Source organism: Rhizobium sp. 62_C5_N11_2 (assembly GCF_051811185.1).
Lineage (GTDB): Bacteria > Pseudomonadota > Alphaproteobacteria > Rhizobiales > Rhizobiaceae > Rhizobium > Rhizobium leguminosarum.
The window spans coordinates 1,091,723-1,116,987 of record NZ_JBPWPW010000001.1 but is presented as its reverse complement, the minus strand read 5'-3'; the positions used below and the strand labels follow the sequence as shown (position 1 = coordinate 1,116,987).

At 62.5% G+C, this 25,265-nt stretch carries 28 protein-coding genes; 7 read left to right on the top strand and 21 right to left on the bottom strand.

The genetic code is table 11. The features are described 5' to 3' along the window. Nucleotides 1-53: 53 nt before the first annotated feature. The 8 genes from AB8B31_RS05700 to AB8B31_RS05665 all read right to left on the bottom strand — a co-directional run bounded on the left by AB8B31_RS05700 (nucleotide 54) and on the right by AB8B31_RS05665 (nucleotide 7,244). Nucleotides 54-509, bottom strand: a complete 456-nt coding sequence (locus tag AB8B31_RS05700; RefSeq protein WP_028733901.1) for a cytochrome c-type biogenesis protein — start codon at nucleotides 507-509, stop codon at nucleotides 54-56. Further along, a complete protein-coding gene (locus AB8B31_RS05695; RefSeq protein ID WP_439002301.1) occupies nucleotides 506-2,503 on the bottom strand; it encodes a heme lyase CcmF/NrfE family subunit in 1,998 nt (665 codons plus the stop codon). The genes AB8B31_RS05700 and AB8B31_RS05695 overlap by 4 nt, the downstream gene beginning before the upstream one ends. Further along, nucleotides 2,500-2,997: a cytochrome c maturation protein CcmE gene (gene ccmE / locus AB8B31_RS05690; protein WP_439007419.1), complete on the bottom strand. Its 498-nt coding sequence runs from the start codon at nucleotides 2,995-2,997 to the stop codon at nucleotides 2,500-2,502. The genes AB8B31_RS05695 and ccmE overlap by 4 nt, the downstream gene beginning before the upstream one ends. Beyond that, nucleotides 2,994-4,151, bottom strand: coding sequence for a c-type cytochrome biogenesis protein CcmI (ccmI, locus tag AB8B31_RS05685; protein ID WP_439007522.1), 1,158 nt, complete (start codon nucleotides 4,149-4,151; stop codon nucleotides 2,994-2,996). Before ccmI ends, ccmE begins: the two co-directional genes overlap by 4 nt. 183 nt (nucleotides 4,152-4,334) lie before the next feature. After that, entirely contained in the window at nucleotides 4,335-4,757 is a 423-nt protein-coding gene (locus tag AB8B31_RS05680) for a lipA protein (RefSeq protein ID WP_018482550.1), read from the bottom strand. Between the two features lie 118 nt (nucleotides 4,758-4,875). Further along, on the bottom strand, nucleotides 4,876-6,279 hold the full coding sequence (locus tag AB8B31_RS05675) for a sensor histidine kinase (protein WP_003546769.1): 1,404 nt from the start codon (nucleotides 6,277-6,279) through the stop codon (nucleotides 4,876-4,878). Further along, a complete protein-coding gene (locus AB8B31_RS05670; RefSeq protein WP_018241306.1) occupies nucleotides 6,269-6,940 on the bottom strand; it encodes a response regulator transcription factor in 672 nt (223 codons plus the stop codon). Before AB8B31_RS05670 ends, AB8B31_RS05675 begins: the two co-directional genes overlap by 11 nt. Nucleotides 6,941-6,995: 55 nt before the next feature. Next, nucleotides 6,996-7,244 carry a hypothetical protein gene (locus tag AB8B31_RS05665; RefSeq protein WP_018241305.1) on the bottom strand — a complete coding sequence of 83 codons (249 nt, stop codon included), beginning with the start codon at nucleotides 7,242-7,244 and terminating at the stop codon, nucleotides 6,996-6,998. Between the two features lie 374 nt (nucleotides 7,245-7,618). Here AB8B31_RS05665 and AB8B31_RS05660 point away from each other — a divergent pair, with 374 nt between their 5' ends. After that, a complete protein-coding gene (locus tag AB8B31_RS05660; protein WP_439007418.1) occupies nucleotides 7,619-8,842 on the top strand; it encodes an MFS transporter in 1,224 nt (407 codons plus the stop codon). A 282-nt stretch (nucleotides 8,843-9,124) separates the two neighbouring features. Here the strand turns inward: AB8B31_RS05660 and AB8B31_RS05655 are convergent, their stop codons facing one another. After that, nucleotides 9,125-9,430 carry a Dabb family protein gene (locus AB8B31_RS05655; RefSeq protein WP_003546748.1) on the bottom strand — a complete coding sequence of 102 codons (306 nt, stop codon included), beginning with the start codon at nucleotides 9,428-9,430 and terminating at the stop codon, nucleotides 9,125-9,127. Nucleotides 9,431-9,450: 20 nt separating this feature from the next. After that, nucleotides 9,451-10,137: a hypothetical protein gene (locus AB8B31_RS05650; protein ID WP_018241304.1), complete on the bottom strand. Its 687-nt coding sequence runs from the start codon at nucleotides 10,135-10,137 to the stop codon at nucleotides 9,451-9,453. A gap of 156 nt (nucleotides 10,138-10,293) precedes the next feature. Between AB8B31_RS05650 and AB8B31_RS05645 the strand changes: the two genes are divergently transcribed. Continuing rightward, nucleotides 10,294-10,425, top strand: coding sequence for a hypothetical protein (locus AB8B31_RS05645; RefSeq protein WP_018241303.1), 132 nt, complete (start codon nucleotides 10,294-10,296; stop codon nucleotides 10,423-10,425). Nucleotides 10,426-10,549: 124 nt separating this feature from the next. Here the strand turns inward: AB8B31_RS05645 and AB8B31_RS05640 are convergent, their stop codons facing one another. From AB8B31_RS05640 to AB8B31_RS05625, 4 genes are all read right to left on the bottom strand, one after another. Further along, entirely contained in the window at nucleotides 10,550-11,110 is a 561-nt protein-coding gene (locus AB8B31_RS05640; RefSeq protein WP_439007417.1) for a TetR/AcrR family transcriptional regulator, read from the bottom strand. Between the two features lie 21 nt (nucleotides 11,111-11,131). Further along, the gene (locus AB8B31_RS05635; protein ID WP_112906387.1) at nucleotides 11,132-11,593 is read right to left on the bottom strand and encodes a nuclear transport factor 2 family protein; all 462 of its coding nucleotides are present in this window, start codon (nucleotides 11,591-11,593) and stop codon (nucleotides 11,132-11,134) included. Nucleotides 11,594-11,700: 107 nt separating this feature from the next. Then, complete coding sequence (locus AB8B31_RS05630; protein ID WP_439007416.1) at nucleotides 11,701-12,654, bottom strand: flavin-nucleotide-binding protein; 954 nt, start codon at nucleotides 12,652-12,654, stop codon at nucleotides 11,701-11,703. A 60-nt stretch (nucleotides 12,655-12,714) separates the two neighbouring features. Then, the gene (locus tag AB8B31_RS05625; RefSeq protein ID WP_130652077.1) at nucleotides 12,715-13,326 is read right to left on the bottom strand and encodes a glutathione S-transferase family protein; all 612 of its coding nucleotides are present in this window, start codon (nucleotides 13,324-13,326) and stop codon (nucleotides 12,715-12,717) included. 143 nt (nucleotides 13,327-13,469) lie between these two features. Here AB8B31_RS05625 and AB8B31_RS05620 point away from each other — a divergent pair, with 143 nt between their 5' ends. After that, nucleotides 13,470-14,369, top strand: coding sequence for a LysR substrate-binding domain-containing protein (locus AB8B31_RS05620; RefSeq protein WP_439002300.1), 900 nt, complete (start codon nucleotides 13,470-13,472; stop codon nucleotides 14,367-14,369). Nucleotides 14,370-14,458: 89 nt separating this feature from the next. On the opposite strand, the gene AB8B31_RS05615 is transcribed toward AB8B31_RS05620, so the two are convergent. Together AB8B31_RS05615 and AB8B31_RS05610 are read right to left on the bottom strand one after the other, a co-directional pair. Then, entirely contained in the window at nucleotides 14,459-14,827 is a 369-nt protein-coding gene (locus AB8B31_RS05615; protein WP_222283994.1) for a DUF983 domain-containing protein, read from the bottom strand. A 322-nt stretch (nucleotides 14,828-15,149) separates the two neighbouring features. Beyond that, nucleotides 15,150-16,553 (bottom strand): PLP-dependent aminotransferase family protein, encoded by a 1,404-nt coding sequence (locus AB8B31_RS05610; protein ID WP_439002299.1) that lies wholly within the window; start codon nucleotides 16,551-16,553, stop codon nucleotides 15,150-15,152. Nucleotides 16,554-16,940: 387 nt separating this feature from the next. Between AB8B31_RS05610 and AB8B31_RS05605 the strand changes: the two genes are divergently transcribed. Then, nucleotides 16,941-17,846, top strand: coding sequence for a S1C family serine protease (locus AB8B31_RS05605; protein WP_018241295.1), 906 nt, complete (start codon nucleotides 16,941-16,943; stop codon nucleotides 17,844-17,846). A 72-nt stretch (nucleotides 17,847-17,918) separates the two neighbouring features. Here AB8B31_RS05605 and AB8B31_RS05600 read toward each other — a convergent pair whose 3' ends face one another. Further along, the gene (locus AB8B31_RS05600; RefSeq protein ID WP_439007415.1) at nucleotides 17,919-18,920 is read right to left on the bottom strand and encodes a LacI family DNA-binding transcriptional regulator; all 1,002 of its coding nucleotides are present in this window, start codon (nucleotides 18,918-18,920) and stop codon (nucleotides 17,919-17,921) included. 208 nt (nucleotides 18,921-19,128) lie between these two features. Between AB8B31_RS05600 and AB8B31_RS05595 the strand changes: the two genes are divergently transcribed. From AB8B31_RS05595 to AB8B31_RS05585, 3 genes are all read left to right on the top strand, one after another. Then, nucleotides 19,129-20,043 (top strand): sugar phosphate isomerase/epimerase family protein, encoded by a 915-nt coding sequence (locus AB8B31_RS05595; protein WP_327212203.1) that lies wholly within the window; start codon nucleotides 19,129-19,131, stop codon nucleotides 20,041-20,043. 42 nt (nucleotides 20,044-20,085) lie between these two features. Beyond that, nucleotides 20,086-21,009: a TIM barrel protein gene (locus AB8B31_RS05590; protein ID WP_028733890.1), complete on the top strand. Its 924-nt coding sequence runs from the start codon at nucleotides 20,086-20,088 to the stop codon at nucleotides 21,007-21,009. A gap of 106 nt (nucleotides 21,010-21,115) precedes the next feature. Then, complete coding sequence (locus tag AB8B31_RS05585; protein ID WP_439007414.1) at nucleotides 21,116-22,279, top strand: Gfo/Idh/MocA family protein; 1,164 nt, start codon at nucleotides 21,116-21,118, stop codon at nucleotides 22,277-22,279. A gap of 104 nt (nucleotides 22,280-22,383) precedes the next feature. Here the strand turns inward: AB8B31_RS05585 and AB8B31_RS05580 are convergent, their stop codons facing one another. The 4 genes from AB8B31_RS05580 to AB8B31_RS05565 form a co-directional block, all read right to left on the bottom strand. Continuing rightward, nucleotides 22,384-22,554: a hypothetical protein gene (locus tag AB8B31_RS05580; protein WP_165403082.1), complete on the bottom strand. Its 171-nt coding sequence runs from the start codon at nucleotides 22,552-22,554 to the stop codon at nucleotides 22,384-22,386. 66 nt (nucleotides 22,555-22,620) lie between these two features. Further along, nucleotides 22,621-23,013, bottom strand: coding sequence for a hypothetical protein (locus AB8B31_RS05575; RefSeq protein ID WP_018241289.1), 393 nt, complete (start codon nucleotides 23,011-23,013; stop codon nucleotides 22,621-22,623). Between the two features lie 64 nt (nucleotides 23,014-23,077). Then, nucleotides 23,078-24,712 (bottom strand): chaperonin GroEL, encoded by a 1,635-nt coding sequence (groL, locus tag AB8B31_RS05570; protein WP_018241288.1) that lies wholly within the window; start codon nucleotides 24,710-24,712, stop codon nucleotides 23,078-23,080. Between the two features lie 48 nt (nucleotides 24,713-24,760). Continuing rightward, nucleotides 24,761-25,078: a co-chaperone GroES gene (locus AB8B31_RS05565; protein WP_003557889.1), complete on the bottom strand. Its 318-nt coding sequence runs from the start codon at nucleotides 25,076-25,078 to the stop codon at nucleotides 24,761-24,763. Between the last annotated feature and the right edge of the window lie 187 nt (nucleotides 25,079-25,265).

Genomic DNA, 25,265 nt, shown 5'->3' with positions numbered 1-25,265 from the left:
CGCATCACCCGCCGCGGCGCACAAGTCGCGCTGGGGAGTTGCCGGCTGGCCGGTTATTTTTTCAGAAGCTCGCTCAGCCGCGCCTGCTCGTCCGCCGTTAGCTTGCTGCCGGTCGGCTTGCCCGCCCTCTTGCGCGCAAAGACCAGCAGTGACAGCCCGCCGGCCAGCACCAGCAGCAGCGGGGCACCCCAGAGCAGCACCGTCTTCATGCCGACACGCGGCTTCAGCAGCACGAACTCGCCATAGCGCGAGACGATATAGTTCAGCACCGCCTCGTCGCTGTCGCCATCGGTGATGCGCTCGCGCACCAGCAGGCGCAGATCCTTGGCCAGATCGGCGTTGGAATCGTCGATCGACTGGTTCTGGCAGACCATGCAGCGCAGTTCCGCCGAAAGGGCGCGGGCCCGTGCCTCGAGCGCCGGATCGGCCAGCACCTCATCCGGATTGACGGCAAAGGCGGGGGCGGCCATCAGCAGCAAAGCAAAAGCGAGGAGCAGACGCCGCATCATTCCGCCGGCTCCATTGCGGGAGCTGCCGGCTTTGCCGGCTTCGCCTTGCGGCGCGGGGCGCCGACACGCAGGCGCCGGTCGCTGAGCGAGACGAGGCCGCCGAAGGCCATGAACACCGCGCCGCCCCAGATGCAGAGAATGAACGGCTTCCACCAGATGCGCACGACGATGCCGCCGTCCTTGGTGGCATCACCCAAAGAGACATAGAGCTGGCTCAGCCCGAAGGTCAGGATGCCGGCCTCCGTCGTCGGCATCTGCCGGGCGGTATAAAGGCGCTTGGCCGACCAGGTATCAGCAACCGCGACGCCGGCACGGCGGATGGTGAAGTGGCCGCGGTCTTCGGTATAGTTCGGTCCGGTCCCTGGCTGCATGCCGTCGAAGTGCAGGCTGTAGCCGCCGGCCTCGGTCACCTCGCCCGGCTTCATCTCGATGACGTGCTCGCTCTGGAAGGTCGTCACCGCGACGATGCCAAGCACGGTGACGCCGAGCCCGGCGTGGGCAAGGGCGGTGCCGAAGGCCGAACGCGGCAGGCCGGAAAGCCGGCGCCAGGCAAGACGGCCGGCGACCTTGCCGATGCCGGCGCGATACCAGAGATCGGCGACGGCGCCGAGGATCAGGAACAGCCCGGCGGCGAGGCCGAGCACTGACAGCACCGGCCCGCCATGTTCGATGTAGAAGAAGATCACTGCGGCAAGGAAGGCAAGACCTGCCACGACATAGAGCCGCTGCAGGGCACCGAGCAGATCGCCGCGCTTCCAGGCCAGCATCGGCCCGAAGGGGACGATGACGATCAGCGGCGCCATCAGCAGGCCGAAGGTCAGGTTGAAGAAGGGCGGCCCGACGGAAATCTTGTCGCCGGTCAGCGTTTCCAAGAGCAGCGGATAGAGCGTGCCGGTGAGCACGGTGCCGCAGGCGACCGTCAGGATCAGATTGTTGACAACGAGCGCGCCCTCGCGCGAGATCGGCGCAAACAGCCCGCCTGCCGACAGCCGCGGCGCGCGGAAAGCAAATAGCGACAGCGCCCCGCCGATGAAGATCAGCAGGATGCAGAGAATGAAAACGCCGCGGGAGGGGTCGCTGGCAAAGGCATGCACCGAGGTCAACACGCCGGAGCGCACCAGGAAGGTGCCCATCAGCGACAGCGAAAAGGTGAGGATGGCCAGCAGCACCGTCCAGATCTTCAGCGCCTCGCGCTTTTCCATGACGAGGGCGGAATGCAACAGTGCGGTACCGGCGAGCCATGGCATGAAGGAGGCGTTTTCCACCGGGTCCCAGAACCACCAGCCGCCCCAGCCGAGCTCGTAATAGGCCCAGTAAGAGCCCATGGCGATGCCAAGCGTCAGAAAGGTCCAGGCGGCAAGCGTCCAGGGCCGCACCCAGCGGGCCCAGGCGGCGTCGATCCGCCCTTCCAGCAGGGCCGCGACCGCAAAGGAGAAACAGACGGAGAAGCCGACATAGCCGAGATAGAGCAGCGGCGGGTGGATCGCCAGACCGACATCCTGAAGGACCGGGTTGAGATCGCGGCCCTCGGCCGGCGCCGGATCGAGCCGGAGGAAGGGATTGGAGGTCAACAGAATGAACAGGGTGAAGGCGACCGATATCCAGGCCTGCACGGAAAGTACATTGGCCTTCAGCGTCTCCGGCAGATTGCGGCCGAAGACGGCGACCAGAGCGCTGAACAGCGTCAGGATCAACAGCCAGAGCATCATCGATCCCTCGTGATTGCCCCAGACGCCGGAATATTTGTAGAGCAGCGGCACCAGAGAATGCGAATTCTCCCAGACGTTCTCGACCGAAAAATCCGAGACGACATGGGCATAGGTCAGCACGCCGAAGGAGAAGGCCACCAGCGAGAACATCGCCAGCGAGCCGATCGTTGCCACATCCATCATCGCCCGGTCGTGACGGCGCGCCCCGATCACCGGCACGATGGAGAGGATGAGCGCCGTTGCCAGCGCCAGCACCAGCGCATAATGGCCGATCTCAATGATCATGGCGTCGCCTTCACTTCCTGTCCCTGAGCTTGCTTCCCCTGAGCTTCCTGGCCTTGGCCTTCCTTCCACAGCCCCTGGGATTTGAGCCTGTCGGCCACGTCCTTCGGCATATAGGTCTCGTCATGCTTGGCAAGCACGGTGTCGGCGACGAAGACGTTCGTGCCAGTGGCAAACATGCCTTCGGTGACGACGCCCTGGCCCTCGCGGAAGAGATCGGGAAGGATGCCGGTATATTTGACCTTCACGGCATTGGTGCTGCCGTCGGTGACCGCAAATTCCACCGTCGAACCGGTGCCGCGCACGACACTGCCCTCGCCGACCAGGCCGCCGAGCCGGATCCGGGTTTCCGGCGCCACCGGCGTCTTGGCGAGATCGGCCGGCATGTAGAAATAGGCGACCGACTGGCTGAAGGCGAACATCACCAGCAGCACGGCGGTGAGGATGAAGCCCATGCCGCCCGCAATCACCGCCAGGCGCTTCTGCTTGCGCGTCATTGCGTCGCTCCCTCCGTGGCTATGCCGAGTTCCCTGGCAAGCGCCAGCAATTGCCTGCCCTCTTCGCCAGGCAGCGGAAAGGCCGCAAGTCCGCGCTTCAGGGCGCCGGCGGCGCGATCCTTGTCGTTCAATACGGCGTAAGAGCGGACGAGCCGCACCCATCCCTCGAAATTGTTCGGATCCTCGCTGAGCTTGGCGTCGAGGCTCTCGACCATGCCGCGGATCATCTGCTGCCGGTCGCCGGCGCTCATGTTCTCGGCCGCCGCCACATCTTCCTGCGTGGGATTGCCCGGGGCCGACGGATTGGCGCCTGGTGCAGCCGGATTGGCGCCTGCCGGCGCGCCGCCGTTCATGGCGATATGCTGGTTGACCAGCGGCAGCCACGGCGCATCTGATGGCGATTGTTTCGCCAGCGCCTCGAAGGCCTGGCGCGCCTCATCGGGCTGTCCCGCCTGCTCCATGCTGAGGGCGATGTAGAAGCGGGCACGCGGATTGTCAGGCTGCAGCGTCAGCGATTGTTCCAGCACTTGCCGTGCCTCCTCGGTCACCACGCCGTCGGAGACCGCCATCAGCGTCTCGGCAAGGCCATCGAGCCGGACCGGGCTCGGGCCGAGAAGCCGGATGGCATTGCGGTAGGCCACTTGCGCATCGTTGACGCGCATCGTGCGGAAATAGATCGGCGCCAGCACATCCCAGCCCTTGCCGTCATCAGGTTTCTCAGCCAGGTGCCGTTCCGCCTTGGTGATCAGCACCGCCACGTCGTTGCCAGGGTTTTCCAGCCGCGCTTCCAGCGGCTGCGAGGGCAGGTCCGGCCTGCCCGTCGTCAAATAAAGACAGAGCCCGAGAACCGGCAGGACCAGGAGGACGAAGGCCTCGGTGAAACGGTGATGCCGTGCGGGTTTCGGCGTCTCAGCCGGCTCGTCGGCAGAGACGGCGATCAGCCGCCGGCCGATTTCCGCCCTGGCGTAGTCGGCCTCCTCCGGGGTGATCAGCCCGCCATCGAGATCGCGGTCGAGTTCGCGCAACTGGTCGCGATAGACCGCCGCCTCGCCCGCACGGATATTATCCGCCGCCTTCGCTCCGCGCAGAAGGGGGTAGAGCAGGATGACGGCGAGGGCTGCCGTCAAAGCGGCAACGAGAATCCAGAACAGCATGTCGCCCAAATACGTGAAGCGCGCCTTCATTCCAACTGCCAAAGCCGGAATGACGAAGATTTGAGGCTAGCGCATAACCCCGAGAATCGGAATCGATTTTCGGAAAGGATTATGCGCCATTTAAAGTGATAGAGCGTCCTTAGCGCGTTCTGTCGGGACGCGCGGCGCTCTATTGGCCGCAATTCAGAGCGGCGACCAGCTGCCGTCGTCGTTGCGGCAGGCAGCGCCGCGCGCCACCGTGTCCTTGCCGTCGACGGTCAGCGTATGGGTATATTGCCGGCAGTTCTGCGAGCCGACCTGATAGGGTGCCGCCGCGACGACCTTGCCGGTGACGTCCTTGCCGGTCCAGAGCACCGGCTGGCCGACGGCGGCTCCTTCCAGCGCCCGATATTCCGCCTCGAGCGCCCGCTGCTTGTCGCTGTCGGTCAAGCTCACGCCGCTGCGGCCGACAATGCCGCCCTGCAGCGCGGTGATGAAGGCGGCCGATGCCGAGGGTTTGCTCGAAAAAATCCCGCGCGAAGCGGCACTCTTCGTCGTCGTGCAGCCGGACAGCGCGACGGCGACGAGAAGAGCGGAAACGATCATGCCTTGCGAGCGTAAAATCATTGCGTCGAACCACGATCAGGGGTCAATTTCAGCCGATCGAAGTGCAGCGTCCCCGTGTCAGCATTAAGGCAAAGCATGCTATACATTTGCCAGTATCTTTGTGACATCAAGCAGTTGCTCATGCAACATCCTTTGTGACGCCAGGCAGGATAAGCTTCGCCTTCAGCCCGCCCCATTCACCGCGGGAAAGCTCGAGCCGTCCCTGGTATTCGTTGGAAATCTCGGTGACAATCGAAAGGCCGAGCCCGGTTCCGGGCTTGCTTTCGTCGAGCCTGCGGCCGCGCTTCAGCGCCTCGCGGATCTGGTCCGGCTCCAGGCCAGGCCCATCATCCTCGACGGCGAGCTCCACCCAATGGCGGCGCGCGCTCGCCTCCACCCCCTTCACGTCCTCGCCGGCCTCGACGGCCGAAAGCCGCACCCTGCTCTTGGCAAAACGCGCCGCATTTTCCAGGAGATTGCCGACGGTCTCCTCGAGATCCTGCTGCTCCATGGCAACGGCCAGATGCGGCGGCGAGACGACGAGATCGAATTCGGTATCGACGTTCAGACGGCGCATGACGCGCACCAGCCGCTCCAGCGCCGGCTCTGCATCGGTGCGGGCGAGCACGGATTCGCGCTGCGCGGCGATGCGCGCCCGATTGAGATAGGACTGCACCTGCCCCTGCATCGCTTCCGCCTGGCTGCGCACCAGCTCACCATGGGATTTCTCCAGGACCCGCGCCTCGTTGAGAAGCACGGCAATCGGCGTCTTCAGCGAATGCGCGAGATTGCCGACCTGCATGCGGGCGCGCTCGACGATGCGGCGGTTGCTGTCGATCAGCGCATTCACCTCGTTGGCAAGCGGCAGGATTTCGCGCGGGAAGTCGCCCTTCAGCTGCTCGCTCTCGCCGGCGCGGATGCGCTCCAGCGCGGCACGCGCCTTGTCGAGCGGCTTCAGGCCGTAGAGAATCGCCAGCGCGTTGACGATCAGGCTGCCGACACCGAAACCGGCAAGCGCCAGATAGAGGCTGTGGGAAAAGGTGCGCACGTCGTCCTCGACGACATCGACATTACCGGTGACGCGGACGCGCGCTGCACGCCCGTCGGTATCGAGCACCACTTCGGTCTCCGCCACCTGCACGCGGTTCCCGGAGGCGTCCGTCACCTGATAGTAGCGCTCGTAATTCTTGTCGAAGGGCGCCTCGACGACCGAGGGAACCGGAATGAGCGCCGAGCCGAGCGAAGGCGAGACCAGCGGAGCGGTCGTATAGGTGCCGAGCGGCTCCACCACCCAGTACCAGCCGGTCTTTGGCTGGGCAAAACGCAGGTCGCCGAGCTGCGGGCTGCCGCTGAGTGCGCCCTGATCGCCGATCGTCACCGAATTGATGACGTTATAGAGCTGCGCCCGCAACAGATCTTGGAAACCGCGTTCGGCGCTCTTGCGGTAGAGGGTGGAGATCAACAGACCGATCACCACCAGCGCCACTGTCGACCAGACCGTGGTCAGCAACAAAACACGTGCGGTGAGCGACTTAATTCGCATGTTTCGGCGCTTGGATGCGGTAACCGAGACCGCGCACCGTTTCGATCAGGTCGACGCCCATTTTCTTGCGCAGGCGGCCGACGAAGACTTCGATCGTATTGGAATCACGGTCGAAATCCTGGTCGTACATATGCTCGACCAGTTCCGTGCGCGAGACGACCTCGCCCATGTGATGCATGAGATAGGCGAGCAGGCGATATTCGTGCGAGGTCAGCTTCAGCGTCGTGCCGTTGACCGTCGCCTTCGAGGACTTGGTATCGAGCCGCACCGGCCCGCAGATGATCTCGGATGAGGAATGCCCGGCCGCACGCCGGATCAGCGCCCGAATGCGCGCCAGCACTTCCTCGACATGGAAGGGCTTGGTGACGTAGTCGTCGGCACCGGCATCGATGCCGGCGACCTTGTCGCTCCATCGGTCGCGCGCCGTGAGAATCAGCACCGGCACGCCGCGGCCGGCGCCGCGCCATTTTTCAAGAACGGTGACCCCGTCCATCTCCGGCAGGCCGATATCGAGGATGATGGCGTCATAGGGTTCGGTGTCGCCGAGGAAATGGCCTTCCTCGCCGTCGAACGCCTGGTCGACGACATATCCCGCCTCCTTCAGCGTGTCGGCCAGCTGCCGGTTCAGATTAACGTCGTCTTCGACTACCAGGATGCGCATCGGTCCGCCTTCGTCCGCTTCAAATCGATCAATGTCCTGAATAAGCCGATTCCGCTTACATCGGAACCTTTACCGTCACTTTGCGTGGGCGCTGGCCGTTGCCCTGCACAAGAACGGTGATGATGCAGGTATCGCCCACCGGTTGCACGGACAGCAGCTGGCCGCCCGTCTGCTCGACGACCTGGGCTGCGGCGGCGCTGCAATCGCCTCCCACACGCAGGACAAAACTGCCCGTGGCGTCCGGTGAGGGCGCCGATACCACCAGTCCGGCGGCCAATGCTGCGACGCTCAGAGGAAAGGCCATGTGTTATGCTTTCAAGGTAATGCCAACTTGCCTCGAATATGTACTCACGCGACCTGAATGGCAAATGAATGCGCTGTAATGCAGGGTGTTTAGAACTGTTCTCGACTTTACGGGACAGCCTGTTTCAGCGCCTGGAAATCGCCGCCGCGGCAAGCTCCGGCGGCGCCGTTGCGTCCAAGAACGATAGCCTCCAGCCTTGGGATCCACGCATTCTTCGTCAGCCCCGTAAAGGCGGTGAGTTGACGGGACCGACTCCACGGCCGTCATTTGCGAATCGGCCGCGCCGTTCCGATTCCTGCCGACCGCAGCTTTCACGGGCCGGTTGAAACTGTTATGTCCTTGCTGCCCCCGCATTTCAGACCGTTTCAGCGCCAATGCCAAAATCCTCCCGCTTCCGCTCGGCGCAGACGGTCACCGTCCTTGCCGTTACCCAGCTGATCGGCTGGGGCACGACTTTCGACATGCTCGGTGTCATGGGCCGCGTCGTGGCGCCCGATCTCGGCCTGCCGAACGAGGTGGTATTTGCCGGCCTGACGATCATGATGGTGGTCAGCGCCATTGTCGGTCCGGCGACCGGCCGCTGGCTCGGCCGCTATGGTGCTGCCCGGGTACTTTCGGCCGCCTCGCTGACCTTTGCGCTTGGCCTGCTTGTGCTTGCCGCCGCAAACGGCATCGTGCTCTATGCCGGCGCCTGGGTCATCATCGGCATCGGCGGCGCATTTGGCCTCTCGGCACCGGCCTATACCGCCGTCGTCGAGCGCGAAGGGGCGAACGGCAAACGCGTCATCGCCATCCTGATGCTGTTCACCGGACTTTCGAGCGCCATCTTCTGGCCGATCCTCAGCCTGCTCAACGAGGCGGTCGGCTGGCGCCTGACCTTCCTGGTCTGCGCGGCGCTGCAATTCCTCGTCTGCCTGCCGCTGCATCTCTTCGCCCTGCCGAAGCCGCTCGCAACGCACATCGAAGGCAGCGCGGCCGAAATCGCCCCGGTGCCGCTGTCAAAGGCCGAGCAACGCAAAGTCTTCCTGCTGATTGCCGCGGCGACGACGATCTCGACCTTCATCACCTTCGGCATCTCCCCATCGCTGCTCGAAATCTTCCGCCAGTCCGGCGCCTCGCCAGCCCTAGCGCTGCAGCTCGGCTCGGCACGCGGCGTCCTTGGCATCTCGGCACGTTTCCTCGACATGCTGCTTGGCCGGCGCGGCAACCCCATGCTCAGCGCAGCCATGGGCATCAGCCTGATGATGATCAGTTTCCTGATAATGCTGGTCGCCAGCCCGTCGACACCGCTGCTCGTCACCTTCATCCTGCTCTACGGCTTTGGCGCCGGCGTCATGACTGTCGCCCGCGCGCTGCTGCCGCTGGCGCTGTTCTCACCGCGCGAATTCGGACTGCAATCGGCCAGGCTGTCGCTGCCGCAAAATCTCGCCAACGCCATCGCCCCGGTCATCTTCACCGCCATCCTCGACCGCGCCGGCACCGGCCCGGCGCTCGCCGCCTGCGCCGCTCTCGCGGCCTTGTCGCTGGCCTTCGTGCTGATGCTGATGGCGCTGGTGCGCGGCGCCCATGCTTCGCAGCCGAGCCCGGTCGCTCCGTGACGGCCTGCACCCTAAAGTCAGCCATTCTTAATCTGTCTTGATTATCATCCGCGCAGAGACGAGAACACTTTCCGTCCACACATCGCGGCCATTGCGGCGACCTGATGACGAACGGACGCCCGCTTTTCCCGAGTCTTTTGAATCGTTTGCCGCCGCTTTTTCGAAAGTTGAATCCGGTGGCTCAGAAGTTGAGTCAGCTTCGCGACGAACCGAATCCGGACAATCATTCATCCATTTGAAATTTAAACGGAATGCGGCTCGCCAGCCGGATGCCTGCAGGCGTCAGAGCGGCCGCGTCACCGCCGTGCGACTGTCGTAGTCGGCGGCGATGCGCTTTTCGCGGAGCGGCCGCACGCGGTCGATCGAGAGCTGATAATCGGGATGCGCCTTATAGGCGGCAAGGGCCGCTTCATCGTCGAATTCGCCATAGACCACAAGATCGATCTCGGTGCCCAGCTGATCGGTCTTCACATTGGTGCCGATTTCCAGCAGCCGCGCATGCGGAATGCCGGTCAGTATAGAAAGCCCGGCCCTCACCTCCTGCAGATGTTCCTCCTGCACGGTGAAAAAGACGATATGGCGGATCACGCGGAAGCTCCTGTCAGATTTCAGAGTCTCAGCCGGGCGATAACACGCGAGCCCCAGGCCTTCAACCGCGCGCGCATGCGATGCGCAGCATCGGGACGTATCGCCGCATCGAAGGCCATGGCATAGCTTGCCAGCTTTTCCGCCCGGTCGGTGCCATTGACGATGCGGCGGGCATTCACCCAATCCGCGGTCGTCGCGTTCAGATGATCGGCGAGCTTGTGGCCGGTAAAACTGCCCTGCAGCATACCTTCGATCAGGATCGTCACCGCCGCATCCATCTCCATCGCCCGGTCGGGATCGGCAACGAGGTCGATCCCGGTCAGCACGCTCATCGCCTCATAGTTCCGCTTATGGGTGAGCTGCACCAGGCCGCGGCCGAGCCAGCTGCAGCCATCCTCGTCCGGCCGCCAGTAGGGTGTCTTCACCCAGGAGAGCCTGCCTGCCGCGAAGGCCGTCTCCAGGATCTCGACCGCGCGCGCATCGCTTTCCGCCAGCGTCTCCCGCACCGGCTGCATCGTGTAGGCGGTCTCATGGTAAGCGGTTGCGAGGATATAGGCGAGCCACCGCCGGTCGGCCCCAGCAAACCGCTCTTCCCAGGCGTCGAGAATCGCCGTGATGCCCACTACCTGAGGCTGAGTCAGGTTTCCTTTGAAGAGCTGGTGCCGTACGGTATCGAAAAAGAATGTCCGGTCCATGTGGACAACCATTCCGCGCTTCCCTCGAATATCATGGTTAAGACCGTCTTAATCGATTAAATTCGATTTAATCGTTTAAAGTGTTTAAACCACTGATTTACACGCCTTTTGTCTTGTGCAATGCATCTCACTGCCCCGAAGCCTTACTACGAACAGAGGAGACTTCCGATGCAGACGCCGGCCAATACCCAAACCACCATTCCCCAGCATGTCGTCGACCAGATGGAAAACGAATGGCGCCAGATTCGCCCTGAACGGGAAAATACGCGCCCGGCCCAGCAGCCTCAACAACAACGCTGAAATATACGCAAAGCGGTACCAATGTAAGCTCGAGCGCCGCCCAGCGCCCGATCAATGCCCCGGCCAGTCGATCGTGGCCGGGTGAATTTTCACAGGGCAGTAAACGTCCCAGCGGTTTGCCCCCTCATCGCATCACAGCATCGAGCCGTTTTGCCAGCGTGTCCAACGATCGGGTGAAAACCATCTTATCGTCCAGCGCACGCGACAGCACCAGCGCTCCCTGAATACCGGAGACGCTCTCCTCGGCGAGCATTTGCGCCTGCTCCTCAGTACAGCCTGCCCGCATCAGCGCCGAACGCAAGGCTTCGATCCAGCGGCTGAAATAGTCGCCGATCGCTGCCGAAAACCGCTCGCGGGTCTCGTCAAGCGCAAAGGCACCGACGAGGCAGATGCGGCGGCCGGAGCGGAAGTAGTCGTTCACATGCGTCCACATCGCCGCGATCGCCTCACGGGCATCCCCATTTCTCAACGGCTGATAGATCGCATGTTCGAACCAGCCATCGACATCGGCGAGCACCGATCTTGCCATCTCCTCCTTACCGCCGGGAAAGAAGTGGTAGAGGCTGCCCTTGCCGATGCCGGTGCGTTCGGTGATACGGCTGAGCGACGTGCCTTCATAGCCGAGCTCGCGGAAGATTTCGGCGAGCAGCGGTACGATGTCGGCGCGTTCGTAGACAGCTCTCACCCGCAACTTCCCTTGGCTTGATCAGAGACCGAGTTCGGTCAGACCGGGATGATCGTCCGGCCGCCGGCCGAGCGGCCAGTGGTACTTGCGCTCCGATTCCCGGATCGGCAGGTCGTTGATGCAGGCGAAGCGGCGCTGCATCAAGCCGGCGGCGTCGAATTCCCAGTTCTCGTTGCCATAGGAGCGGAACCAGTTGCCGCTGTCATCATGCCATTCATAGGCGAAGCGCACGGCAATGCGATTGTCGGTGAAGGCCCAGATCTCCTTGATCAACCGGTAATCCAGCTCCTTGGCCCATTTGCGGGTGAGGAAAGCGACGATTTCGGCGCGGCCGGTGATGAATTCGGCGCGATTCCGCCAGCGGCTGTCCGGCGTATAGACGAGCGAGACGCGCTCGGGATCGCGGCTGTTCCAGCCATCCTCGGCAAGGCGGACTTTCTGGGTGGCGGTCTCCAAGGTGAAGGGCGGGACAAGGCTGGACATGATCACTCCTGTACTGAACGGTTATCACTGTACTGATTGGTACAATTATTGGCAAGCCGCTTCGAAGCGATGTTCGCCCGGGATCGAGAGGCAGCCAAGGGGCACCCTCACCCGCGGGAACGGCGCAGCAGATCCACGCTCTCCTTCCGCCACCGCAGCGGCAGAGCATCCGGGCGAAGCACGATCTTTTCCGGCGTGAAACGCCATAGCCGTTCTGCTCCCTGAAAGGTGGCGATATCGGGGGAATCCAGCAGCACTTCGGCATTTCCCGTCATCTGCAGCATATCGCCGGTTTCGAAATCGACGAAGACCAACCCTGCCTTGGAATTGACGAGGATATTGCCAAGCGTGTTGAAGAACCGATTGCCGGCAAAATCGGGAATGGTCAGCACGCTGTCGGCGCCGACACGCACGAAGCCGGCATTGCCGCCGCGATGAGACACGTCCACCTGCCGCTCGCCATTGGCGCGGTCGACATAGGAGGCGACGAAAAACGTATCGGCGCCCTCGACCATCCCCAGCGCCCGATCGTCGAGTTGACCGGAATGAAGCGGCTGCGTCGCCGTCGGCATATCGGGATCGCGGACAAAGGCGGCGGAGCGAGGCTGGATATATTGCGGGCAATTGCCGAAGCTCTGGCCGACGCGAACGTCAAAACCTTTAGCGTCCGTCCTGCGGATCACGCCGTTCAGGCGGTTACGCCGCCGGGTCTCGAGCTGGATGCCAAGCATGGCGATCGCGTCGCCATCGTCCATGCCGGCATCGGCAGGATCGGCCGGGTCGCGCGGCAGGCCGACCTCAAGGATCTCCGGCTCAGGCGAGGCCATGAAGCCCGGTCGCTCAGCCCTTATCGTTGCCCAGACATCACCCTTGGCATCGACGGCGCCGAGCACGACGAAAGGCAGCATCGGAAAAAAGGCGCGGTGCTGTTCCGGCATGGCCTTGCGGACGAAATTCCGTCCCGGCCCGTCCATGCGTTCGACGACACCGACGCTGCGCTGGATGGCGAGTTCACCCTCATGCCAGGGTGACGGCGCGTCCTGTTTTGTCTGCTCCAGCATCTCGATCTCCTTGCAGGTATCGTTGGGGAAAGCGGGACGGTAGTCCGTCCCGGCGGCTTCTCATGCGGCAAGGCCGATCTTCGTCCTGCGAAAACCGACGAAGCCCGGCAGCGCCTCGATACGCGCAAGCCAGGCGCGCACCGCCTGATAGGCCGAGGTGTCGACATTGCCCTCCGGCGCATTGGCGATGTAGCTGTAGAGTGCAACATCGGCGATCGTCGCATTGTCGCCGAGCAGAAAGCGGCGAGCGTCCAGTTCCGCCTCGACCAGTGCGAGAATGCGGTGCGCCCGGGCGATCACCTCGTCGGTGCGAAAATCGGCGCCGAAGACGGTAACCAGGCGCGCAGCACATGGACCGTAGGCGATCTCGCCCGCAGCAACCGAGAGCCACTTCTGTATCCGGGCCGCTGCCACCGCTTCTTCCGGCAGCCAGTCGGTGCGGCCGTATTTGCGCGCGAGATAGACGAGGATGGCGGAGGAATCGGCGATGACGACCCCATTGTCGTCGAGGACCGGCACCTGGCCAAAGGGATTGAGCTTCAGAAAGTCCGGCGCCTTGTGAGCGCCGGCTGCCAGGTCGACCTCGACCAGTTCATAGGGCACGCCAAGCAGCGACAGGAACAGATGAGCCCGGTGTGCATGACCGGAGAGCGGGTGATGGTAGAGTTTCATGATGGTTCCTCTGGTCTTTCGATCGACGGGACGCGGTTGGCGATGGCCGCTTCGAACCATCTGCGGCGTAATTTACTGCCTTCCACCTGACTGCAGTAGAATGCTAATCTGGAAGGCATGTTACCAATTCATGGAAGGATAGAATGGACCGCCTCGACGCCATGACCGTGCTCCTTGCCGTTGTCGAACAGGGCAGCCTCTCGGCCGCCTCACGACATCTGCGATCCCCGCTCGCAACCGTCAGCCGCAAGGTTTCGGAACTGGAAGCACACCTCAACGCCCAGCTGCTGCAACGGAGCAACCGGAAGATCACGCTGACGGAGGCCGGCCGCTCCTATGTCGAGGCGGCGCGGGAAATTCTCGATCGGGTGGAAGAGGCGGAACGGACGGCGGCCGGCGAATATAGTGCGCCAAAGGGCGAACTGACGATGACCGCGCCGATCGTCTTTGGTCGGCTGCATGTCTTGCCTGTCGTGGTGGATTTCCTGAAAGCCTATCCCGATATCAATCTGCGGCTGATGCTTGGCGACCGACTGTCGAACCTCGTCGAGGATCATATCGACGTGGCGCTTCGGATCGGCAACCTGCCGGACAGCAACCTGATCGCCACAAGGCTCGGTGCGATCCGCCGCACCGTCTATGCCAGCCCCGATTATCTCAAGCGGCACGCCCCACCCCGGCATCCAGGCGATCTCGCCGCGCATGACTGCGTCACCTTCGAGGGCATGGCCTCGATGCTGAGCTGGACATTCACCGAGGGCAAACGCGATCTCACAGTACCGATCCGCTCGCGGCTTGCCGTCAACACCGCCGAGGCGGCGGTAGACGCAGCTGTTGCCGGCCTCGGCATCACCCGCGTGCTCTCCTACCAGGCCGCACGCGCCGAGAGCGCCGGCCTGCTGGTGCCGCTGCTTGCCGATTTCGAATCACCGCCGGCGCCGGTGCATCTCGTCTATCCCGCGCAGGGACTGGTGCCGCTGAAGCTGCGGGCGCTGCTCGATTTCACAACGCCCCGCCTGCGCGCGACGCTCAACAGGCCCTAAAGCGCGTCGCGATCTTTCAGATTCGTCCCTCGCGCTTTCGGTCTTTGTTTTGACGCATGTCGTTGTCGCAAGACCGCTGCACAGTTGCTTTAGGCGAGCTTGCCCTCTTCCGCCTTGTAGAAATACTGGCTGGCGACCAGCCAGCCCTTCAGCGGCCGCAGCGGCGGAATGCAGGTGGCGAGCATGAAAGGGCCGGTGATCAGAAGCTGCACCCAGATCGGCGCCGAAAAGGCCACCTCCAGCCAGACGCCGAGCAGCACGCTCGGTATGCAGGCGAAGCAGATGACGAAGAAGGCCGGACCGTCGGCCGGATCGGCGAAGGAATAATCGAGGCCGCAGACCTCGCATTCCGGCTGCAATGTCAGGAAGCCCTTGAACATATGACCCTGGCCGCAGCGCGGGCAGCGCCCCCTGATGCCGGTCTGTATCGGAGGAAGTGGGGGATATTCCGTATCCATGACGATCTCGCTTTCCTGTGCCGCGGACATTGATGCAATCAATGCCTCTAATGAATGCATGCAATATAATTACATTGGAAAGAAATTACCAGTCAATTCGCCAGAATGCCGCAGAACTCCCAGCGCAGGCCGGCAGCAAAGCTGACTGCAGATTTCTGAAGCAGCATTTGGGGCTGCAGCCAGGCTTGGCAGCCTGGACGGATCAAACGTGAACGTGACGGATATGCTTCGCCATCCCCGGACAGCTTGGGTGCGGCCGATCTGATTCCCGACTGCTTCCGGATTTCGTCGGTGCCTAATCAGCCCGGGGCGGAATTCTGCGTCAGAAGAACGACGCCGCCATTTCCGGTGGGCCTTCCAGCGCGTGGGCCATGAATTCCAGTGCGCCCTGCAGTTTCTCCCGGGTGATCGGTCCGCCAAGGCAGACGCGTACGGCCTCGGGTGCGACGCCTTCGACCGTGAAGGCATCGCTTGCGACGACGCCGATGCCGGAAGAACGTGTATGGCTGCCGAAGGTGGAGCGGGTCCAGCCGTTGGAGAGCGGCAGCCAGATGTTGAAGCTGATCGGATCGGCGCGGTAGCTGCCGGCCGGCAGGATGGCAGCAACCATTTGCTGGCGGGCGGCCGCCTCAGCACGGATGAAACGCAGGATCATATCGGCAGTGCCGTCCTCGATCCAGCGGGTGGCGAGCGCCACGGTCAATGGCGAGGCCATGACATTGTTGGCGCGCATGGCGCTGACGAAGGGCCACACGGCCTTGCTGTCCGGCGCCACGACATAGGCAAGGCGCAGACCCGCGCCGATGCATTTCGCCAGCCCGCCGATATGCCAGGTCAGATCGGGCGCCATGGCGGCGAGCGGCGCCGGGCCCTGCTGCGGAATAAAGCCGTAGGCATCGTCTTCGACGATCGGCACGTGATATTTGCGGGCAACGGCGCAGATCTCCTCGCGGCGCCGGGCCGGGATGGTCAGCGTCGTCGGGTTCTGCAGCGTCGGATTGAGATAGAGCGCTTTCGGTTTCAATCTCTCACAGGCGTCTGCAAAGGCGTCCGGCAGGATACCGTCCTCGTCCATCGGCAGGCCGGTCAGATTGAGCCGCAGCTGGGCGGCGATCGAGCGCATACCGGGATAGGTGATGACTTCCGAAAGCACGGTCTCGCCCGGTTTTGCCAGCAGGCCAAAGATCGCCAGCAGGGCCGGATGGGCGCCTGGTGTGACGAAGATCCGCTCCTGCGAGGGCACCAGCCCGCGACGGCTGAGCCAGGAGGCTGCAGCCTCCTTGTCCATGCTGGAGCCGCCGAAACCCTGGTAGCGCAGCAGCGGAATGAGGCTCGCCACCACTGCCGACATGCCCTCGCGCATGCGGGCGATCAGTTCCGGATCATCCGGTTCCGGCGGCATGTTCATCGAGAAATCGACGACGGAGGCGCGGCGGGGATCGGGCGCGGCGTCGGGTGCGAAGCCCTGGCGCTCCTTGTCCGCACCACCGGTGACGAAGGTGCCGCGGCCGACATGCGAATCCACAAGCCCGCGCTTCTGCGCCTCGACATAACCTCTGGCTACCGTCGTGAAATCGACATTCAGCCGCTTGGCGAGTTCACGTTGCGGCGGCAGCCGGTCCCCAACCACCAGGTGCCCGCTGCGCAGATCCATTTCGATCACATCGGCGATCGCCATATAACGGGGGCTGCTGCTGCGGCTGAGATCGGGATGCCAGTCTTTCATGTCGTGATCCGTGTCAGTCTGATTCCTGATAGGATTGACCGTATATTGTTGCGCAGTGCCACTGTCATCAAAAAATATCATACACACAAGTTTGAAGAGGATGGTCGACGGAATGACGCAGCGTTGCGCCGTGTGAGATTTTACGAAAATCGCAGATTCCAACCGATTTGATCGCGGATTGAATGCGTTGCGCATTCCCCTACGGAATTGGCGATTCCCCACGCCGATAGCCGCTTGGATCTTTCCACGTTTCCAGCGCATCATCAAATGCGGTGGCGGAAATTCCCTCCGCCACAGCCTTGCCTCCGCCCATCCATCTTCTTACTTATTCAGAGTGGAATGCGCCGGATTTCGGCCTTTCGCGCCGGCGCCCATCGGGATGAAAGTATGAATATCGATCCGATTTTGCGGTCAGTCGTGGCCGTCCGTTCCTCCATTCCGGAAGATGCCTTCACGGCGGAGACGCTGGGCACTGTCCGGGAAGGCAGCGGCGTGGTTATTCGCGACAACGGGCTGGTGCTGACCATCGGTTATCTCATCACCGAGGCCGAGGAGGTCTGGCTGACGACCCATGACGGGCGCGTGGTTCCCGCGCATGCGCTTGCCTATGATCAGGAAAGCGGCTTCGGCCTGGTCCAGGCGCTCGGGGCCCTGAATGCCCCGGCTGTAGATCTCGGCGACGCGGCGACAGCCAAGCCCGGCGATCCCGTCGTGCTTGCCGATGGCATCGGAGAATTCGTCGAGGCAAATATCGTCGCCCGGCAGGAATTCGCCGGCTATTGGGAATATCTGCTGGACGAGGCGATTTTCACGGCACCGGCCCATCCCTCATGGGGCGGCGCGGCGCTGATCGGTTCGGACGGCAAGCTTCTCGGCATCGGTTCGCTTCGCCTGCAGATGAGCGATGGCGACGAGGTTGCCGATATCAACATGGTCGTGCCGATAGACCTTTTGCCGCCGATCCTTGACGATCTCTTGAACCGCGGCCAGGTCAACAAGCCGCCGCGGCCTTGGCTCGGCGCCTTCTCTGCCGAGAGCAATGGCGGCGTGGTGGTCATGAGCGTGGCCGAAGGCGGTCCGGCCGCCCAGGCGGGCCTGCGTCAGGGCGATATCATATCGGAGATCCGCGACGAAGAGGTCGATGGCTTGGCCGATTTCTACCGCAAGCTCTGGAGCAGCGGCCCGGCCGGCGCCGAAATCCCCATGCGGATTCTCAGGAACGGCCGGGAAGCCTGGCTGCGCATCAAATCCGCCGACCGCAACAGCTTTCTCAGAAAGCCGCAGCTGCAGTAAGGCTGCGTCCAGCGTCGTGAGAAAGCCGCTAGCGCTCAGTCGAGCGGATTGTCCGGGCATCCTTATCCCGCCTCAGAGATTTTCCGATGTGATCGTCAGGAAGCGCACCGGCTCGGCGCTGACCTCCACCTCGATGAGACCGAGCCTGTTCAGGGCAAGGTCTATTGAACGCCTTGCCTGCACCTCCGGCGCCTGGTCGAGGACGATCGACATGATGCCACGAGAGAGATAGTCCTGCGTCTGCTCCGTCAATTCGTGGCCGACCCAGAACGGCCGCCTAGCCTTGTTTGCCTCGAGCACCCTGGCAACACCCTTGTTGTCGCCGCCGGCACTATAGACGCCGATGATGCCGGGCTCCCGCCGGAGTGCCGCTTGCAGCAGCTCCATGGCATTGTGCTCATCATCAAGGTCGAACATGACCTCGATGAAACGATGTTCGTTTGAACCATTCTCCGAGAGATAGTTGGAGAAGCCGCGGATCCGCTCCTTATGGTTCTCATAGGCGCCGCTGTGGCAGAGAGCGACGAACGAACCGGGGCGCTGCGCCAGCATGCCCGACATGTAGTGAGCCGCGGTGCGTCCGGCAGCATAATTGTCGATGCCGACATAGGGCAGTTCGGGGGCCGGACGGGTCATGATTTGAACGACGGGGATGCCGAGACCGGCCGCCTTCCGCACGCTGGTGACGACATCGGCATGGTCGGGTGCAACCACGATCAGCGCCGATCGGCGTGCCGTCGGGTTGGCGATGTAGCGGGCGAATTGCGCCGGCTCGTTCTCGCGGACGAAGGTGCGGTGAACGGTGATGCTGTCGTCGAGCGAGGCGGCGATGCGCTCGAACGCCCGGTTCAAACGCGAATAGAAGCTGGTCTCCGGGCGAACCAGGATCACCTCTATCCGGATCAGGCCGCGATGGGCGACCGGCAGGCTTTGCCGGTATTCAAGCCGCCTTGCCGCCAGGAAGACCTTCTCCACCGTCTCCGGCCGCACGCCGCCGCGGTCGTTGAGAACGCGCTCGACGGTCGCTGTGCCAACGCCGGCTTGCCGTGCGACATCCTTCAAAGTCACCTTCATCAGGTCTCACTCACTCCCAAAGCTGACACAGCAGAGCATCGGCATGCTCTGGGGTCAATGATCAAATTTGATCAAGGAAGCATTGGAGTATCGGGGCGCCGCAGCAGTATCGTGCTGGCAATCCGGGAGGAGCACCGGTCGGTCCAAAATGAACGAGATCAAGGATCATCCGCCGGCGCGAAGCGGCCGGGGATGACGGAGGAGCCAGATGAAGATCGCACTCGACCCGCATATGCACCGTCACCTCAACCTGCGCGACCTCTGCCGCAAGGCAGCGGAGCTCGGCTATGAGCATATCGAGCTTTCACCGCGCGACGATTTTCTGCCCTGGTGGGTGCGCCCGCGGGCACACAAGGAACGCATTGCGGAATTCAAGGCGGCCCTGAAGGATCACGGCGTCCAGCTCGCCTCGATCCTGCCGATGTATCGCTGGGCGAGCCCGCATGAGGACGAGCGGCAGGCCGCAGTGCGCTACTGGAAGGAAGCGATCGCGATCGCCGCCGAAATGGGCTGCGATACGATGAACTCGGAATTCGGCCGCGGCCCGTCGCCGGATCGCAGCCACCGCGCCAGCTGCTGCGGCGGCATGCATACCCACGAGCACAGCGAGGCTGCCTGGTGGCGCTCGATAGAAGAGCTGGTTCCGGTGTTCGAGCGCGAGGGCGTCACGCTCAACATGGAACCGCATCCGGAAGACTGGTGCGAAACGCTGCATCCGGCGATCGACATGCTGAAGACCATCGGCTCGAAGAGCGTCAAATTCCTCTACTGCGCGCCGCATACCTTCTATTTCGGTGACGATATGGCGCGAATGATCCGCGATGCCGGCCCGCTGATCGCCCATGTGCATGTGGCCGATACCTATAATCACAAGGCGTCATCCGGGCTGCGCTACATCATCAATCCGCCGGGCGCGAAGGTCACCATCCATCAGCACATGGATATGTACCAGGGCGAGATCAACTGGGATGTCTTCTTCTCCTCGCTCGCCGCAGTCGGGTTCGACGGCATCATCACCGCCTGCGTCTTCGGCTGGGAGGAGCGCGCCGACGATTCCGGGCGCTTCATGCGCTCCGAAATTCAAAAATATGTCGACAAATACTGGCCCGGGAAACTTGGCTGATCGCCAACATCCGCCCCGGCACCCACTATCAGGAATAATACCGTGACCATCACGATTACGACAGCCCCCTGCTGCTGGGGCGTTGATGACGTCAACAATCCAAACCTTCCCTCCTGGGAACGCGTCTTCGACGAGGCGGCGGCAGCCGGCTATGGCGGCCTTGAACTCGGGCCCTATGGTTACGTGCCGCTCGATGATGCGCTCGTCGCAAAGGCGCTCACCGAGCGCAATCTCTTCATCGTCGCCGGCACGATCTTCGACGATCTGGTCTCTCCTGAAAATCGGGAGACATTGCTGCGGCAGACGGACGAAATCTGCGCCGTTATCACCAGGCTGCCGCAGCCGGAACAGGTGGCGGGCCAGCGGTTCAGGACGCCCTATCTCACGGTCATGGACTGGGGGCACGACGAACGGGACTATGCTGCCGGCCATTCCGATCGTGCGCCGCGTCTCGATGACAAGGCCTGGGCCGGGATGGTCGCCAATATCACGGCGATCGCCGAACTCGCTCGGCGGAAATACGGCGTGCGCGCCGTCATCCACCCGCATGCGGGCGGCTATATCGAATTTGCCGATGAGATCGAGCGGGTGGCAGATGACATTCCGCAGGAGATCGCCGGCTTCTGCCTCGACACCGGCCATAGCTATTATGCCGGCATGGATCCCGTGGAGATGCTTCGCCGCTATGCCGACAGGCTCGACTACGTCCACTTCAAGGACATCGACCAGGCCGTCTTCGACCGTGTGCTGGGTGAAAGGATCCGCTTCTTCGAGGCCTGCGGACAGGGCGTCATGTGCCCGATCGGCCGCGGCGTCATCGATTATCCCGCCGTCAAGCGGACGCTCGAGGAGATCGGCTATCACGGCTTCATCACCGTCGAGCAGGAGCGCGATCCGCTCAATGTCGCCGGCAGCCTCGAAGATGTGAAGCAAAGCCGCGATTACCTCAGGTCGGTCGGGTTCTAGAGCGTTTCCGTTTTCTTCGAAACACGGAAACGCTCCATCTCTGTTTTGCGCAATTCCGGACGCAAAACCGCTGCGCACTTTTGCTGGAATTGCTAGGGAAAAAACTATGACGAATAACAGGCAAAAGCCGATCCGCTGGGGCATGGTCGGCGGCGGCAAAGGCAGCCAGATCGGCTATATTCATCGCTCGGCGGCGCATCGCGACGACGTCTTTGCCCTTGTGGCGGGTGCCTTCGATATCGATCCCGAACGCGGCCGCGCCTTCGGCCTCGATCTGGGGCTCGACGAAGCCAGGAGCTACCGGGACTATGCGACTATGTTTGCGGCTGAAGCCGGGCGCGCCGACGGCATCGAGGCCGTGTCGATCGCGACACCCAACAACACCCATTTCGCGATCTGCAAGGCAGCACTCGAACATGATCTGCATGTGATCTGCGAAAAGCCGCTCTGCTTCACGATCGCCGAGGCCGAAGAACTGAAGACGCTTTCCCAGGCGCGCGGCCGGATCGTCGGCGTGACCTACGGCTATGCCGGCCACCAGATGATCGAGCAGGCGCGCGCCATGGTCAGGAATGGTGATCTCGGCGAGATCCGCATCGTCAACCTGCAATTCGCCCACGGCTTCCATAGCGCTGCGGCGGAGGAGCAGAACCCCTCGACGCGCTGGCGCGTCGACCCGAAATTCGCAGGTTCCAGCTATGTCCTCGGCGATGTCGGGACCCACCCGCTTTATATCGCCAAGGTCATCCTGCCGCACCTGAAGATCAGGCGTCTGCTCTGCACCCGCCAGAGCTTCGTCAAAAGCCGAGCGCCGCTGGAAGACAATGCGGTGACCCTGATGGAATATGACAATGGCGCGATCGCCACCATCTGGTCGAGCGCCGTCAATGCCGGCTCCATGCACGGCCAGAAGATCCGCATCGTCGGCTCGAAGGCCAGTATCGAATGGTGGGACGAGCGGCCGAACCAGCTGTCTTACGAGATCCAGGGCGAACCGGCTCGCATCCTCGAGCGCGGCATGGACTATCTCTATCCCCAAGCCAGGATCGACGACCGGATCGGCGGCGGTCACCCGGAAGGTCTCTTCGAAGCCTGGGCGAACCTCTATCGCCGCTTCGGCTTTGCCATCAACCGAGAGCGCGGCCTCGCCCCTGCGGGGATCGAAGACCTCGTCTTTCCCGATGTCGATGCCGGACTGGAAGGGGTGCGCTGGGTGGAAAACTGCGTGCGTTCCGCCGACGCTGGCGGGACTTGGCTGGATTATCGCTAGGTCTTCAGGGAGCGCCCTGGTGCGTCCCTGCCCTCAGATCGCGCCATATGCCGGCTTACACGGTTGCGCTGGAGACCTGTTCAAGGACGCCTTTCCATACCCTCTCAGATAAGCGGATCGTCATCTTCCGTTGCCTGCGGCGGGCGGCGACGCGTGCTGTCGTTGGCGGCTTTCTTATGCTCGTCGGCAGCTGCCTCGCGGATTTTCTGGAAGCGGTTGTCGCCGGCGTCGTCTGCGGGTGGCTGCGGGTCGCTCTTTTTCACAAAACGGATCATTGGTCATTTCCTGCCTTGAGAGTGGAAGCGCTCCGCACACATATCGGAGCGCTCTGAAAAATGGTGTCAGATGGCAAGCGCGGTGGCGCAGGCCTGAACACTTCGGCTGTCGGGTGAGGTCTGCCCAGGCATGGTCGCCCAACCGCCGGCCTCGACGAACTGACGCTGCTTGTAGCCTTCGGTAATCGCCTTGAACTCGATCAGTTTAGCGCCCGCATCCGGCGCCGCATTGAACCGTTCGACGCAAATGGCGGACGCCAGTTCTCCGCGTGCAACGTCGCCGGCGGCGGCTGCCGCTTTGCTTGACGTGCCGCCTGTTACCCAACCTCCCCAGCTGAAGCCGATAATCATCGTGGCGATTGCCGTGACGACGCAGGCCCAGACGAGAAGCGTCTTGGATGGCTGGTAACTGTCGAAACGCTGGGTGATCGATGTCTTGCTGCTGCTCTGAACGGACATTGGAATTCTCCCTGTCTATTGTTCGGGTTCGCCGTCCGGCCACGCCGGACGGTTCAGGCTGTTCTCAGTATCCCATATCGCCCATGCCGCCATTTCCGGCTGCAGGGGCGGAGTCTCTTGCGGGAATGTCAGCGATCATCACCTCGGCGGTGATCAGAAGCGCCGCAATCGAGCCGGCGTCCTGCAGAGCGGTGCGCACGACCTTGGCGGGATCGACGATGCCGGCCTCGATCATATCGACATAGGTCTCCGTCTGTGCGTCGAAGCCCTGATTGTGGTTATTGCTGCCCGCGAGTTTTCCAACGACGATGGAGCCCTCGAACCCGGCATTGTCGGCGATCTGCCGGATCGGCGCTTCGAGCGCCCTGAGCACGATCGAGATGCCCGCCGTCACGTCGGCGTTCTCCCCGGTCAGGCCCGTGAGCGCCGACTTGGCGCGCAACAGTGCCACGCCGCCGCCGGGCACGATGCCCTCTTCGACCGCCGCACGGGTGGCGTTCAGCGCATCGTCGATGCGGTCCTTCTTTTCCTTGACCTCCGTTTCGGTCGCGCCGCCGACGCGGATGACCGCGACGCCACCGGCGAGTTTCGCCAGGCGTTCCTGCAGCTTTTCCTTGTCGTAATCGGAGGTAGTCTCCTCGATCTGCGCCTTGATCTGCTGGATACGTGCCTGGATGGCCGCTTTCTCGCCGGAGCCGTCGATGATCGTGGTGGATTCCTTGTCGATCAGCACGCGCTTGGCGTGGCCGAGCATATCGAGCGTGACATTGTCGAGCTTGATGCCGAGATCCTCGGAAATCATCTGGCCTGATGTGAGCACCGCAATGTCTTCCAGCATGGCCTTACGGCGATCACCGAAACCCGGCGCCTTGACGGCTGCGACCTTCAGGCCGCCGCGCAGCTTGTTGACAACAAGCGTCGCCAGCGCCTCGCCTTCGACGTCCTCCGAGATGAGGAGCAGCGGTTTGCCGGTCTGTACGACGGCTTCCAGGATCGGCAGCATCGCCTGCAGACTGCCGAGTTTCTTCTCGTGAACGAGGATATAGGGATCCTCCAGTTCCACGCGCATCTTCTCGGCATTGGTGACGAAATAGGGGGAGAGATAGCCGCGGTCGAACTGCATACCCTCGACGACGTCGAGTTCGGTCTCGGCGGTTCGCGCCTCTTCGACTGTTATGACGCCCTCATTGCCGACCTTGTCCATCGCCTTGGCGATCATCTCGCCGATGGCGGCGTCGCCATTGGCGGCAATGGTGCCGACCTGGGCGATCTCGCTTGACGATTTGACCTTCATCGCCCTCGCCTTGATTTCCTTGACGACGGCGGTAACGCCGAGATCGATGCCGCGCCGGAGATCCATAGGGTTCATGCCGGCAGCGACGAGCTTTGCGCCTTCGCGGAATATGGAGGCGGCGAGCACCGTTGCCGTCGTCGTGCCGTCGCCGGCAAGATCATTGGTCTTCGAAGCCACCTCGCGCACCATTTGCGCGCCCATGTTCTCGAACTTGTCCGCGAGCTCGATCTCCTTGGCGACGCTGACGCCGTCCTTGGTAATGCGCGGTGCGCCATAGGCCTTGTCAATGACGACGTTGCGACCCTTCGGGCCAAGCGTCACCTTGACGGCGTTGTTGAGCAATTCGACGCCGCGCAGCAGGCGGTCGCGCGCGTCGTTGGAGAATCTGATTTCCTTGGCAGACATGATATTTCTTCCCAGTTCAGTCTTGAGATGCGGTCACAAATTCGACTCTCAGGCGGCTTTGTCGGCAGCCGCCTCGGTCTTTTCGACGATGCCCATGATGTCGGTCTCCTTCATGATCAGAAGGGTTTCGCCATCGATCGTGACTTCTGTCCCCGACCATTTTCCAAACAGAATGAGATCACCGACCTCGACATCGAGCGGGACCAGATTGCCGCTTTTGTCGCGCAGGCCCGGGCCGACTGCGACCACTTCGCCTTGCTGCGGCTTCTCCTTGGCGGTGTCTGGAATGATGATCCCGCCCTTGGATTTGACATCGCCTTCCGCACGTCGAATGACGACGCGGTCGTGAAGTGAACGGAATTTCATAGAGGTCTTTCTGCTGCCGGCGCGTATGGCGGCTGCAACTCATAAATAACACTCGTGGCACTCGATTGATAGGAGTGCCAAGAAATATTATTCGCGGAGGAATTTTTTTGAGATATTCAGGAAATCAATCCGACCGGATATTTTGTAATAATCAGGAAATGAATAGAATTTTATACGCCATCTCGCT

Excerpts from the sequence above, each read along its gene's own strand:
- AB8B31_RS05565 (WP_003557889.1), bottom strand. The coding sequence starts at position 25,078 with ATGAAATTCCGTTCACTTCACGACCGCGTCGTCATTCGACGTGCGGAA.
- AB8B31_RS05660 (WP_439007418.1), top strand. The coding sequence starts at position 7,619 with ATGCCAAAATCCTCCCGCTTCCGCTCGGCGCAGACGGTCACCGTCCTT.
- AB8B31_RS05610 (WP_439002299.1), bottom strand. The coding sequence starts at position 16,553 with ATGAAAGACTGGCATCCCGATCTCAGCCGCAGCAGCAGCCCCCGTTAT.
- AB8B31_RS05630 (WP_439007416.1), bottom strand. The coding sequence starts at position 12,654 with ATGCTGGAGCAGACAAAACAGGACGCGCCGTCACCCTGGCATGAGGGT.
- AB8B31_RS05665 (WP_018241305.1), bottom strand. The coding sequence starts at position 7,244 with ATGGCCTTTCCTCTGAGCGTCGCAGCATTGGCCGCCGGACTGGTGGTA.
- AB8B31_RS05575 (WP_018241289.1), bottom strand. The coding sequence starts at position 23,013 with ATGTCCGTTCAGAGCAGCAGCAAGACATCGATCACCCAGCGTTTCGAC.
- AB8B31_RS05580 (WP_165403082.1), bottom strand. The coding sequence starts at position 22,554 with ATGATCCGTTTTGTGAAAAAGAGCGACCCGCAGCCACCCGCAGACGAC.
- groL (WP_018241288.1), bottom strand. The coding sequence starts at position 24,712 with ATGTCTGCCAAGGAAATCAGATTCTCCAACGACGCGCGCGACCGCCTG.
- AB8B31_RS05700 (WP_028733901.1), bottom strand. The coding sequence starts at position 509 with ATGATGCGGCGTCTGCTCCTCGCTTTTGCTTTGCTGCTGATGGCCGCC.
- AB8B31_RS05585 (WP_439007414.1), top strand. The coding sequence starts at position 21,116 with ATGACGAATAACAGGCAAAAGCCGATCCGCTGGGGCATGGTCGGCGGC.
- AB8B31_RS05675 (WP_003546769.1), bottom strand. The coding sequence starts at position 6,279 with ATGCGAATTAAGTCGCTCACCGCACGTGTTTTGTTGCTGACCACGGTC.
- AB8B31_RS05635 (WP_112906387.1), bottom strand. The coding sequence starts at position 11,593 with ATGTCCAGCCTTGTCCCGCCCTTCACCTTGGAGACCGCCACCCAGAAA.
- AB8B31_RS05670 (WP_018241306.1), bottom strand. The coding sequence starts at position 6,940 with ATGCGCATCCTGGTAGTCGAAGACGACGTTAATCTGAACCGGCAGCTG.
- AB8B31_RS05595 (WP_327212203.1), top strand. The coding sequence starts at position 19,129 with ATGAAGATCGCACTCGACCCGCATATGCACCGTCACCTCAACCTGCGC.
- AB8B31_RS05625 (WP_130652077.1), bottom strand. The coding sequence starts at position 13,326 with ATGAAACTCTACCATCACCCGCTCTCCGGTCATGCACACCGGGCTCAT.
- ccmE (WP_439007419.1), bottom strand. The coding sequence starts at position 2,997 with ATGACGCGCAAGCAGAAGCGCCTGGCGGTGATTGCGGGCGGCATGGGC.
- AB8B31_RS05680 (WP_018482550.1), bottom strand. The coding sequence starts at position 4,757 with ATGATTTTACGCTCGCAAGGCATGATCGTTTCCGCTCTTCTCGTCGCC.
- AB8B31_RS05645 (WP_018241303.1), top strand. The coding sequence starts at position 10,294 with ATGCAGACGCCGGCCAATACCCAAACCACCATTCCCCAGCATGTCGTC.
- AB8B31_RS05600 (WP_439007415.1), bottom strand. The coding sequence starts at position 18,920 with ATGAAGGTGACTTTGAAGGATGTCGCACGGCAAGCCGGCGTTGGCACA.
- AB8B31_RS05650 (WP_018241304.1), bottom strand. The coding sequence starts at position 10,137 with ATGGTTGTCCACATGGACCGGACATTCTTTTTCGATACCGTACGGCAC.
- AB8B31_RS05620 (WP_439002300.1), top strand. The coding sequence starts at position 13,470 with ATGGACCGCCTCGACGCCATGACCGTGCTCCTTGCCGTTGTCGAACAG.
- AB8B31_RS05605 (WP_018241295.1), top strand. The coding sequence starts at position 16,941 with ATGAATATCGATCCGATTTTGCGGTCAGTCGTGGCCGTCCGTTCCTCC.
- AB8B31_RS05615 (WP_222283994.1), bottom strand. The coding sequence starts at position 14,827 with ATGGATACGGAATATCCCCCACTTCCTCCGATACAGACCGGCATCAGG.
- ccmI (WP_439007522.1), bottom strand. The coding sequence starts at position 4,151 with ATGCTGTTCTGGATTCTCGTTGCCGCTTTGACGGCAGCCCTCGCCGTC.
- AB8B31_RS05695 (WP_439002301.1), bottom strand. The coding sequence starts at position 2,503 with ATGATCATTGAGATCGGCCATTATGCGCTGGTGCTGGCGCTGGCAACG.